The organism is Butyricicoccus sp. AF18-9LB, from assembly GCF_027684505.1.
GTDB classification, from domain to species: Bacteria; Bacillota; Clostridia; order Oscillospirales; family Butyricicoccaceae; genus Agathobaculum; species Agathobaculum butyriciproducens.
This window is the reverse complement of the sequence record NZ_JAQCWA010000009.1, coordinates 1-11,542: the sequence shown is the minus strand read 5'-3', so window position 1 is coordinate 11,542 and position 11,542 is coordinate 1. Positions and strand designations below refer to the sequence as shown.

General features: G+C 53.1%; 9 protein-coding genes. All 9 read right to left on the bottom strand.

Annotated elements, in window-relative coordinates; genetic code table 11:
• Positions 1-19: 19 nt before the first annotated feature.
• Positions 20-229: a transposon-transfer assisting family protein gene (locus PGY33_RS07120; protein ID WP_002584960.1), complete on the bottom strand. Its 210-nt coding sequence runs from the start codon at positions 227-229 to the stop codon at positions 20-22.
• Positions 230-233: 4 nt separating this feature from the next.
• Positions 234-3,584 (bottom strand): YodL domain-containing protein, encoded by a 3,351-nt coding sequence (locus PGY33_RS07115; RefSeq protein WP_117471272.1) that lies wholly within the window; start codon positions 3,582-3,584, stop codon positions 234-236.
• A gap of 125 nt (positions 3,585-3,709) precedes the next feature.
• Positions 3,710-4,078, bottom strand: a complete 369-nt coding sequence (locus tag PGY33_RS07110) for a cysteine-rich VLP domain-containing protein (RefSeq protein WP_002584962.1) — start codon at positions 4,076-4,078, stop codon at positions 3,710-3,712.
• The gene (locus PGY33_RS07105) at positions 4,075-6,150 is read right to left on the bottom strand and encodes a type IA DNA topoisomerase (RefSeq protein ID WP_002584963.1); all 2,076 of its coding nucleotides are present in this window, start codon (positions 6,148-6,150) and stop codon (positions 4,075-4,077) included. Before PGY33_RS07105 ends, PGY33_RS07110 begins: the two co-directional genes overlap by 4 nt.
• A complete protein-coding gene (locus PGY33_RS07100) occupies positions 6,147-6,878 on the bottom strand; it encodes a DUF4366 domain-containing protein (RefSeq protein WP_055143068.1) in 732 nt (243 codons plus the stop codon). Before PGY33_RS07100 ends, PGY33_RS07105 begins: the two co-directional genes overlap by 4 nt.
• The gene (locus tag PGY33_RS07095; RefSeq protein ID WP_003508256.1) at positions 6,868-7,134 is read right to left on the bottom strand and encodes a DUF4315 family protein; all 267 of its coding nucleotides are present in this window, start codon (positions 7,132-7,134) and stop codon (positions 6,868-6,870) included. The genes PGY33_RS07100 and PGY33_RS07095 overlap by 11 nt, the downstream gene beginning before the upstream one ends.
• A gap of 21 nt (positions 7,135-7,155) precedes the next feature.
• The gene (locus tag PGY33_RS07090) at positions 7,156-9,084 is read right to left on the bottom strand and encodes a C40 family peptidase (protein ID WP_431603105.1); all 1,929 of its coding nucleotides are present in this window, start codon (positions 9,082-9,084) and stop codon (positions 7,156-7,158) included.
• A gap of 38 nt (positions 9,085-9,122) precedes the next feature.
• A complete protein-coding gene (locus tag PGY33_RS07085) occupies positions 9,123-10,079 on the bottom strand; it encodes a DNA-methyltransferase (RefSeq protein WP_055143064.1) in 957 nt (318 codons plus the stop codon).
• Positions 10,076-11,542, bottom strand: a 1,467-nt coding sequence (locus PGY33_RS07080) for a VirB4-like conjugal transfer ATPase, CD1110 family (RefSeq protein WP_207661067.1), incomplete at its 5' end; no start/stop codon positions are given. The genes PGY33_RS07080 and PGY33_RS07085, both read right to left, overlap by 4 nt.

The following is an 11,542-nucleotide window of genomic DNA, read 5'->3' as shown; positions in this document are numbered from 1 at the left end:
CGCCCCTGTTCTCTATGGGCTATTCCTCGTCGGTCAAGATAAACTCCCTTTCGGAAAACTCGCTGTCCGTCATGGCTTGCAGCTTGTTCACCGCTGCGGCGGCAAGCTGGCGCATATCCTCGTCCATGTAGGGCATGGCGGCAAGGATATTTTCAAGCGTTGTTTCCCGGCTGTCCTCGGCGTAGATCGCAACAATGTTTTCTTCCTCAATGGTAAAGCGGGTATTCATGCTATCAAACCTCCAAATCCTTTTTATGCTCTTTCTGTTTATCTTTCGGCTGCTGCGCCGCCTGTTTCTTGTATTCGTCCAGCTTCTTCAAAATGGACGGTTTTTTCTGCGGCTGTTCCCGTTTCTCGGCTTTTACCGCTTTTGCAAGGTCGGTAACGGAAATCGCTTCCCCCGCCTTTGCCCGCTGCTCAAAATCCGCGACGGTGGGCGTTTGCGGCGTATTATTGATAAGCCCGTCAAAATTGTTGTCGTTCTGCTCTATGGTGTCCTCGACGTGCTTTAAGGGATTATCCCGCTGCGGCTGCTCGGCGGCTATGGCATAAGCCTGTGTGCCATTTCCCATAATGAGATACTTCCCGTCCTCCGACGCATGATGAAAACCAAAGCCCGCCGCTTCGATCTGTTCACGGCTCATATCGGTAATATGAAAATTGCCCCTCGGCGTTCTAACGGTTTCACCCGTCAAAAGGCTGTCGGGGGTCGCTTCCGGCTGCTGCTTTTCAAGCTGCCCGTCCTTGTAGGAATATCCTTGCGCCGCGATTGCTTCAAGGGTCTTGCCCGTAACGTCGCCATAAATCCGCTTGTCTGCGTCAACCAGCATTTGCAAAGTGTCTTGTACGGTGTCGGACAAGGCTTGCTGCTGTTCGGGCGGCAGCTTGTCAAATACGGGGGTCTGCTGCTCCTGCAAAAACTCCGGCACTTGCTGAAAACCGATACTGTCTACATAGTGGGCGGTGTCCTCGTCGTTCTGATGAAGCACAACAATGTCGGAAACGGAAAGGCTATGCCCCTTAAAGTCGGCGGGGTGGTCGATATTAAACCTTTCCCAAATGTCGCCCAGCGTCATATCCTTTGTAAGCGGTGCAGTATAGACGAGTTCATAATTTACCCGGTCAATGGTAAGTCCAGCCGCTTGCAGACGGTCATAAGGCTCAAAGCGCAAGTCCCTTGTTTCGTCCCCGCGCTTTAACTGATAAATGGAAAAGGTATCGCCCTGCTCCTGCTCGGCTTGCCGCTGCTGCTGCAACTCGGTAAAATGCCCCTCAATCTCGGTAATGAGTTCCTTTGCGGTGGTCTGTATTGTTTCAAGGGACGCTTTTAACTCGGTCATTTCCTTGCCGCTGCTCCAACCAGCCACATAGCCGAAAGAGTAATCGGAAGTATCAAGGCCGAAATGCTGGCAAACCGTATAAGCGACGCTTTCCGCTTCTACCTCGCAGGTATGGCGGTCAACGCGGTTTTGCTGCTCCGGCGGGGCGTTTAAGTCTACGTCGTGCAGCTTCGCATGGGCGATTTCGTGAATGGCGGTCTTTACCGCCTGTAATTCACTCACGCCCTCTTTGATTGCAATACGCTTGTCGGTCAAACTGAAATACCCATTTGCGCCGTTTGTGATCTGCTCAAATGCAATCGGGACGGGGGACGCTTTTTCAAGGGCGGCGAAAAAATCCTCGTACTGCTCCACATCGGCAAGCAGCGGTTTAACGGAAAGGTCGGGAAACTCCTTGCCCTCGGTCTGCGAAATATCAAAGACGGTTATAACCTTAAAGGCGGGGACGGTGATTTCCTTTTCTTCCTTTACCACTTTTCCCTCGCGGTCAAGCATGGGCTTTCTCGTTTCGGGGTCGATTTTATCAACCAGCTTTTTCACCTTGTAGGGCGCGGGGGCAAAGATTTTAATGCCTTTCTCGCCTTTCTTTACATGGCGGTCAAACTCCTTTTCCCATTGACGGAAGCCCATTACCAAATTGCCGCCCTGCATAGCAATTAGGATAGTGTTATTCAAACTATAATCATGGAACTTTGACATAGCGGTTAGAAACTCTTTGTAGCGGTCGCTGTCAAAAATCGCCTGTACGCCCTGTTCCAAACGCGCGGTGATCTCCTTTACCTTTTCGGCGGGCTTTTCGGAAGTAAGGATAATGGGGACGACGGGGCGGGGCTGCTGCGGCTCTGCGGCCTGTGCGTCTGCTTGCTGCGTTTCGGCTGCGTCCATATAGGCTTTGTCCTGTTCGCCGCGCTCCGGCTGCGGGTAACTCATAATGCGGTATTCTTCCGGCACTTCGCGCCCCTCAAACTGCCGTTCCCACTCGTCGCCGCTTTCCACGATATAGCCGTACTCGGTAAACGCGCCTTTTTCCTGCGCGGCAGCGTTCCTGCCAAAAGTAGAAAGGTCAATGCCGCCTTTCCATTCTTCGGGCATTTGTACCATGCCGGATTGATTTAAGTAATAGTCGCCCAAATCGTGGTAGTTATGTACTTCGGGGATATGGACGTAAAAATCCACGTTGTAGGTGAAGTCAATTACCTGTCCAATATTTGCAAGCCCGTTTTTCTGCTGCAAAGCTGCGTTCAGCTTGCCAACCTCGGCGGGGTCAAGCTGTTCGAGCCGCGCCGCAAGAAAATTGAGTTCGTCCACGTCGGCGGCGCATACCATTTCATAAGGCAAGGCAATATGTTTCTCCGGGTCGTCGGAATAGCCGCGAATGGAAAAATCCTGCGGGTTGTCGGCGGTAATGCCGACGTTCCGCATAGCTTCGTGCAACTGCTCCTTTGTGGCGGGCATATCCAACCAATAGCCGCCGGGGTCGCCCGCGTCAAAGCGGCTGCGGTTGCCTATCATAATAGAAAACTGTTCGCTCATGTGTTCACGCTCCTTTTCCTGCCCGGTATTTTCGGGGATAGCTGCCGCCTGTTGCTGCTGCGGGGGTTCTTCGCCCTCTATGGTGTAGTCCGGCATGAGCATACCGTTTACTTTGAAATAGTCGGCGTACTCCTGCGGGATAGGCGGGGAGATTTCCGTAAACAAGCGGTCATACGCTTTGATACGCCCATTCAGATACTTTTCCATAGCTGCCTTGTCGGTGAAAACCTTTCTATCTTGTCCGGCAATCTTCGCTTGCCCGTTCCTGTTCGGGCTGTTGGTATAAACGCCCCATGTGAGAGAATAGGAGTAAGGGACGCTTTGCTGCTTCTCCCTGTCGTAACGGGTGTTTTCGTAAATGTGGTAATTCATCTGATATACCCGGTTGCTGCGAATATGGCGGTTATGCTCGGTGGTCTGCCACTCGTTAGCGGTGTGCTGGACGTGCGGCGTTCTCACATATTCAAGTGTTTTATCCAGCAAAAGCGTTCTTCCCGCCTGTTCTTCCCATGCGGCGGCGCGTTCTTTAAGGTCGTCAAAAATCGCCTGTTCTGCCGCCGCGCTTTCGCTGCGCATGGAAAGTAGCTGCGCAATCGGCAAGGAAGCATAAGGGGCAATCTCCCTGTCCTTTGCTTCAAAATATATCCGGCGTTCTATCCGCATGGTTTCGGCGGCTTCTAATTTGTCATGGTCGTATGAGGAATACGGCATATTCTTTCATCACGTCCTTTCTCGGTCATATAAGGGTTTGGGACTATCCCAACAAGCAAAATGCCCGCGCTCTCTATGGGAAGCGCGGGCATTTCTCGCAAACGGGTACTCGTTTGCTGTGCTTGCTATGTAGTTGTTTTTATCCGTAAACGCCTGTTTCTCTCGCTTTGGGCTTTCTGTCTGCGGCGTATCTTTGCCGCGCAATCGGGGCAGTATTTCGCCCGGTTGCTGCCCGCCGCAAACGTGCTGCCGCATACCGCGCAACGCTTCAAATCGGTTTCCCCGCTGCGGGTGATCTGTTCGCAAAGCTGCCTGTCGGCGGGTAATACCGCTTCGCGGAAATAGCGGCATAGCAGCGAATAGCTGATACTCTGCACACAAACGCAAGTTTCCCCGTCGTCCAGCAGCAGACAATTCCCGCAATCGTTGTTTGCACAAGCGGCGCGGGTCATTTTCTTTACGGCGCGGTATTGCTTTTCATCAAGCCTTATCATTTTCGGTTCTGCTCGACGCGGAAGTTTACATACTTGCCGCCTGTGTCGGCAAGCAGCACAACTCCGTCAAAGGTCTTTCCCGTCTTGGTCGAGTACATACCTTTGATTTTTACCTTTCCGTCTTTCAAAAGGGCGGCGGCAATCGCCTTTGTGAAAGCCTTTTTGCGCTGCTCAAAAAAGCGGTCATTCTTCCACATCACAAAGCTGCAAGCCCTGTCGGAGCAGTAAAAGTTTTTCTTGCCCTCGTAAACCGCCGCGCCGCAACGGGGGCAAGTGCCGATTGCTTCCCGCTGCGGGGTAAACAGCTTCGCTTTATCCTCGGAAATCGCGGAATAGGTCTTGACAAGCCCCGCTGTCATTTCCTCAATCCCGCGCATGAAGTCGGCGGGGCTGTCGCTGCCCTTTGCAATCCCGGTAAGGCGCGTTTCCCATTCTGCCGTAAGCTGCGGGGACGTAAGGCTGTCGGGCAGAATAGCGACAAGGTTATACCCGTCCTTTGTGGGGATTAGCTTTTTGCCCTTGCGCTCGGCAAAGCCCGCGCTAATGAGTTTTTCAATGATACCCGCCCGCGTCGCGGTGGTGCCTAACCCTTTGCGCTCCGCGTCCTCCGGCGTGTCCTCCTTTCCCGCACTCTCCATAGCCGAAAGTAACGTATCTTCGGTAAATGCCTTTGGGGGCTGCGTGTAACGTTCGGAGATCTCCGCTGCCGGATTGTCAAAGGTCTGCCCCTCGGCAAGCGGGGGTAAAACCGCTTCCGGCTCTGCGTCCTCATCCTGTTCCCCGGACGCGGCGCGGGATAGTCTTTCAATCTCGCGCCAACCCTCGCAAAGCGTCGTCCTGCCCTTTGCGGTAAAGGTATAGCCGCCGCAAGTGAAAACCGCCGTAACCGCTTCATACTCATAGGGCGCGGCAACGGCGCAAAGCAGTTTTGCGCACACAAGGGTCATTAGCTTTTTCTCACTTTCGGCAAGGGAAGAAAAGCCCGTTTTCACAAACTCCGCTGTCGGCAAAATGGCGTGATGGTCGGTTACTTTGCTGTTGTCGCAAATCCTCGCAAGGTCGGCTTGCAGCTTCACGCCCTGCATAAAGGGGAGAGCAGCGCAAAGGCCGGTGATAAGTTCCTTTGTGCTGCCCTCCATATCGGAAGTGATATATTTGCTGTCGGTGCGGGGATAGGTCAAAAGCCGTTTTTCATAAAGGGCTTGCGCATAGTCAAGGGTCTGTTTCGCCGTAAACCCATACAAACGGTTTGCTTCCCGCTGCAAGGCGGTGAGGTCAAACAGTTTCGGCGGGGCTGCGGTCTTTTTCTCTTTTTTAAGGGAAGTACAAACGGCCTGCGATTTCTCGCAAGCCGCTTTCATCTGCCGCGCCGCCGCTTCGTCGTCCTGCCTTTCGGAAAGGGCGGCAACGCCGCCAACGTCCAGCCGGACGACATGATATTTCTCTTTCTTAAAGCTGCTGATTGCATAGTCGCGGTTTACCAGCATAGCAAGGGTGGGCGTTTGCACTCTGCCGACATTCAATGTTTTATGGTAGAGGATAGAGAAAAGGCGGGTCGCGTTAATGCCAATGAGCCAATCGGCCTTTGCTCTGCAAAGCGCGGATTGATAGAGGTTGTCATAGCCGCGCCCGTCTTTGAGATTTGAAAAGCCCTCGCGGATTGCACTTGCTTCCATGCTGCTAATCCAAAGGCGGGAAAAGGGCTTTTTGCAATTCGCCTGTTCATAGACAAAGCGGAAAATGAGTTCCCCCTCGCGCCCGCTGTCGCAAGCATTGATAATCTCGGTAACGTCGCTGCGGTGCATAAGGTCTTTGAGAATGGAAAACTGCTGCTCCTTGCCGCTGGCAACAATAAACTGCCACTCCTGCGGGACAATGGGAAGATCGTCGTACTTCCATTTACGGAATTGTTCATTGTAGGTCGCCGCGTCTGCAAGGCTAATCAAATGCCCGATACACCACGACACAAGGTAGCCGCCGCCCTCAAAATATCCGCTGCGCTTTTCATTCGCGCCCATAACGGCGGCAATCGCCGCCCCGACGCTCGGTTTTTCTGCAATTACAAGTTTCATAGATTATCGTCCTCCTGCTCGGTCTGTTCGGTTTCGACTACTTCCGTTTCCTCGTCGTCCTCGTCAAAATCAAGGTCGTCAAGGCTGCTGCTGCCTTTCGCCGCGTCCTTTTTGGGCTTCAAAATCTTAAAGTAGTAGAACGCGCCGCCGCCCGCTGCGGCAACAAGCAGCACGACAAGCAGAATACCCATGCCGCCGCCTTTTTCTTCTTCCGGCGGCTGCTCGGTTTCTTCCGGCTCCGGCTCGGCTTCCTTGCCCGCGCACTCGCTCATGTTGACGCTGCAAACGGGACAATCGGTGTTGACGCTTCCGGCAACGCATTTTTCAGTACAGCTACAAACGGGGGCTTCGGTCTGCCCGTCCTCCATAAGGGCGGTTAAATCCGCTTCGTCCACTTGGTTAAGGAAATGGACGGTATTTTCCCCGTCCTCGGCGCGGTCAATGATGATGTAAAAATAGTTTCCGTTTTTCGTAACGACGGTAATAAACTGCTTATCGCCGGACGCTTCGCCCGTTATGTCGTCCACAAGGCTCATGTTGCCCTCCGGCGTTAAGGGCTGCGGCTCATAGCCGCCCGTCGTTTCTTCCGGCTCGGTTTCGGTTACGGGGGTAGGCGGCTCGTCGCTCACATCACCGCCGCCCGCAAAAGCGGTAACAGAAAAGCCGCCCATGAGTACAAGGGCGGCAAGCAAAGCGGTAACGCTGCGGAACAGTTTTTTATGCTTCATCTTCGGTTTCCTCCTGTTCGTCGGTGTAGTCTGCGTCCGGCTGTGGCAAGGCAATTTCGCCGCTGGCGTAAGCGGAGAGGAACGCGGCAAGCTGCGCCCCGTCAAGGTGTACCGCTTTCACCATTTGAACGATCTGCGCGTTTTCTTCCTCGATTTTCTGCGCTTCAAGGTCTTTCAGCCTTTTTTGGTATTCAAGGATTTTCGCCCTCGTTTTCTCAATATCCCTTTCGATACGGTCAAGTTTCGTGTTTGCCATAGAAATAAACTCCTTTCAAAGTCAGTTGTAATGTAGCCGCCCATAGGCGTAAAAATGGGATTGCCAATAGCTTGTATCAAGTTTTGCGTATTGTATCGGGTCGCCACAATGCAGCATGACGGGGCTTCCGTCCCCGTCCTCGCCAACGTAGATACCCACATGAGATACCCCCGGCGTGTCGTATGTACCCGTAAAGAAAACCAAATCCCCCGGCTGCGGGTTGGAAACGCGGGTTGAAATGTTGTAAAGCCCTTGCGCCCCAAGTCTGCCCGTATTGTATAGGCCGCTGTTCGTCAATACATAACTCACAAAGCCGCTGCAATCAAAAGAGGTTTCCGGGGTGCTGCCGCCCCACACATAGGGAAAGCCGACGTATTTATCCGCTTCCTCTATGAGCCGCGCAAACTGTTCATCGGAATTAAGCAGCGCGGCGGGTACTTCATAATCGGCGGGCGGGTTTTCATAGTATTTAGACACATAGCCGGACGACGGGAACAAATCGGGGCGGTTTCCCAGCGACGACATATACATAGCGTACATGGATAGCTGTTCCTCGCCCATGATGTAGACGGGGACATGGGAAAGGTTGAAGTTTTCCAAATCCACATGGAGAATGTAATAGTTGTAGGGTACTTCAACCTCATATTCGTTGCCCTCGCTGTCCGTCCTCGTTTCGGTGCGGTATCGTACCTGTACTTCTTCCTCAACGGTCAAGATATACTGTTTCTCAAAGAGCATTTCAAGGGTGCTTTGCGCTTCATCAAGGGTAAACACGCCCTCATGCAGCGCGGAAAGGATAGAGATTAGCACATAGGGGTCATGCTCGATCTCGTCCGCGTTCACCCGGTATTCGTCATAGCCGGGGTATTCGCGCTCGATATTATTCAGCATATCTTGTAACTCGGCTTCCATAGCGGCATACGCGCTTTCCGCGCCTGTAATATCCGCGTCCTCGGAAAGATAGGACGACGCAATTAAGCCGCTGCCGCTGTTGCCGCCAAAGAGGGAGCAAGAGGACAAGCCGCCGAAAAGCAGAAGCACGATAAAGGCAATCCCGCCCACAAGCAAGCAGCCTTTCCAGTGCCGGACGACAAAGAACGTCGCCCGTTTGGTTTCCTGCGCGGTTTTCTTCGCCGCCTTTGCGGTGGCTTCGGCGGTCTTTTTCACTTTGCCGCCCGCTTTCAGCGTCTTTGCATACTGCTTTTTAATGCGCTGCTTCTGCCAAAAACGGGAAATCGGGTTTGAGTGCGCAAGGGCGGGGTTATCGTGCAGCGCCTTTTGATAGAGGAAATCGGCGTTTGCCTTTACCGCCTTTCTCTCGGCTGCCGCCGCTGCCCGGTAGGGTTTCAGCTTGTGGCTGCGTATGCCGCGCTTTACCGTCCGCGCCGCCATACCGCCCGCTTTCTCGCCCGCAAGTTCTACCCTGTGCCCGCTTTCCACACCGACATTTTCTTTCTCAACCTCGTAGATTTTCCCATGTACGGTGCTGTTCAACTCCTGCGCCGGACGGGACAAGGGGTTATGCCGCAACTTGCCGTTTGGGGGCTTATCCGTCTTTTCAAAGGAAAGGCGCGTCTTTGCCTTGCCTTTCGCTTCGTCAAAAACGCGCTCTTTCTTGATTTTGGTCTGCTTGGGGATAGCCGCCCGCGCTGCGTCTAAACGGTCTGCCGCTTTCTCGGATTTACGGATAGATTTCTGCAATTCCGGCGTTGCCCGTTCCGCTTCGGAAAACTGCAAGCGGGAAGTATGGGTTTTTAGCTGCGCCGCGTCAAGGGCTTTTTTCCCTGCGCCCTTTGCCGCTTGCCGTTCAACCTCTGCGCCGATACGGTCAACAGCCTTTTCTGCCGCTGCGGTAGGGGCTTGGGAATAGTTTTCCTCCTGCGGCCTTTCGCTGATACTCGTTGTTTCGCCCGTCGTGAGGTTTTCCGCAACCGCCCCGTCGCGGGTCATTTTCTGCGTTACCTTGTCGGGGGCTTTCCATTCCTTGCTCAATCTTCATCACCTCCAATCCGCTGTTTTGCAAGGGTGCAATAGTCGGGGTTTAACTCAATGCCGATATAGCGGCGGGAAAGGTGCTTTGCCGCCGCTGCGGTGGTGCCGCTGCCTAAAAACGGATCAAGGACAATCCCGCCCACGGGACAGCCCGCCAAAATGCACGTTTCCGCAAGTTTGGGCGGGTATGCTGCGAAATGCCCGCCATGATACGCGACATTGTTGATCTGCCAAACGTTGCGACGGCTGCGGACGGGACAAATCAACTCGTCGGCGTATGCGCCCTTTTCGCGGGGGCGGTTGATTTTCTGCGGCTGGTTTTGCCCCGGAACAGTAACGTTATACTTGTTTCCTTTGCTAACTCCGCTTTTCAGCCGCCCCGCCGTTGTGGGGGCTATCGGCTCGGCTACTGCTTGCCAATTGTAGTAATACTTCTTTGACTTGGTAAGCAGAAACACATATTCATAGCAGCGGGTCGGCCTGTCCCGCGTGCTTTCTGGCATGGGGTTTGTTTTGTGCCAAATGATAGAACTGCGCAAATACCAACCGTCGCCCCGCAAGGCAAGGGCTACAAGCCACGGAATACCGATTAAATCTTTGGGCTTACAGCCGGGGGCGCGGTGGTTGAACGCCACTTGCTGCCCGTTCCTGCCTTTGGGATATTTGGGGTCTTGGTGGTCGGCTTTGCTGCCTGTGCCGCAATAAGTGTCCGCGATATTCAGCCAACAAGTCCCCTCCGGCGTAAGCACCCGCTTTACCTCATGGAATACCGCCGTAATGCGGGAAACATATTCTTCCGGCGTTGCTTCCCGTCCGATCTGCCCGTCTGCGCCATAGTCCCGCAAGGCATAGTAGGGCGGGGACGTTACGCAACAATCAACTGCGTTTTCCGGCAAGGTTTGAAGCACCTGCAAGCTGTCGCCGCAATAGATTTTGTCCGTTTCTATCCTCATGCCGACACCTCGCCGGGTTTGGTCGTCATGACGCGGTACAGTTCCGTATCCTGCGGGAAACGGTCAATAAAGGGCAAAATCACGTTGCCGTAGAAAATAAGCCCCTCGCCCGCGTCGGAATGGGTTACATAGGTCATTTGCTGCTGCGAAATGTTAAGCTGCTTTGCAAGGATTTCCCTGTCGCCCTGTGCTTGGTTGAGCATATAGACAAAATCGCTGTTTTCAAAAACGTTTGAAACTTCTCTGCTCGTCAAAAGGTCTTTGACGTTCTGCGTGATACCTGTCGGAATACCGCCCCACTTCCTAAAACGCTTCCAAATCTCGACGCTGTATGCTGCGGTCTGTTCCTCTTTCAAGAGTAAATGAAATTCGTCGATGTAATACCGCGTCGCCTTGCCCTCGCTGCGGTTTACCGTTACTCTGTTCCATACTTGGTCTTGGACGATAAGCATACCGACTTTTTTAAGCTGCGTACCGAGTTCCTTAATATCAAAGCAGACAAGGCGATTATGAATGTCAACGTTTGTCCTGTGGTTAAAAATGTTCAAGCTGCCGTTTACATAGAGTTCCAATGCCGCCGCGATACGCTGCGCTTCCTTTTCCGGCTGCTTCTTGATCTCGTCGTAGAGGTCGCCCAAAATCGGCATATTCTCCGGCTTCGGGTCGGCAAGGTAGTTGCGGTACACGCTGATAACAGCGCGGTCAATCAAGGTCTTTTCGACAGCTTCCAGCCCGTTTTTACCTCCCATAATCAACTCACAAAAGGAAAGGATAAAATCGCTCTTTAAGGCTATGGGCGTGTCGCCCTCGCTGTAATTGAGGTTAATATCCATAGGGTTAATGTACTGCGTGCTGTTCTGCGAAACCTTGATAACCTGTCCTTTCAAACGTCCGACAAGGGGGTAATATTCGGCTTCGGGGTCGCAAATGATAATGTCGTCGGACGTGATAAGAAAAGCGTTTGTGATTTCGCGTTTTGCAGAAAAACTTTTGCCGCTGCCCGGTGTGCCGAGTATCAAGCCGTTGGGATTTTTCAGCTTCTTTCGGTCGCACAAAATCATGTTGTTGGAAAGGGCGTTTAAGCCGTAATACAATGCTTCGCCGCTTTGGAACAGCTCTTGCACCGTAAAGGGAACGAAAACGGCGGTGCTGCTGGTCGTCAAGCCGCGCTGGATATGGATAAGGTTTTCCCCCAACGGGATAGAGGACATAAGCCCCTGTTCCTGCCGGTAGTCAAGGCGGGTCAAAATGCAGTTGTATTTCTGCGCGATTGCCGCCGCTCCAAATACTTCGTTATCCAATTTCTGCTTGGTATCTGCAAGGTTTAAGACAAGCAGCGTAAGCAGAAACATTCTTTCGTTGCGGCTCTGCAAATCGCGGAGTAGGTTTTTTGCTTCCCCGCCGTAGGTGGCAAGGTCGGACGGAAATAGCGATAGGTAAGCCTTTGAAGTTATCTCCAGCTT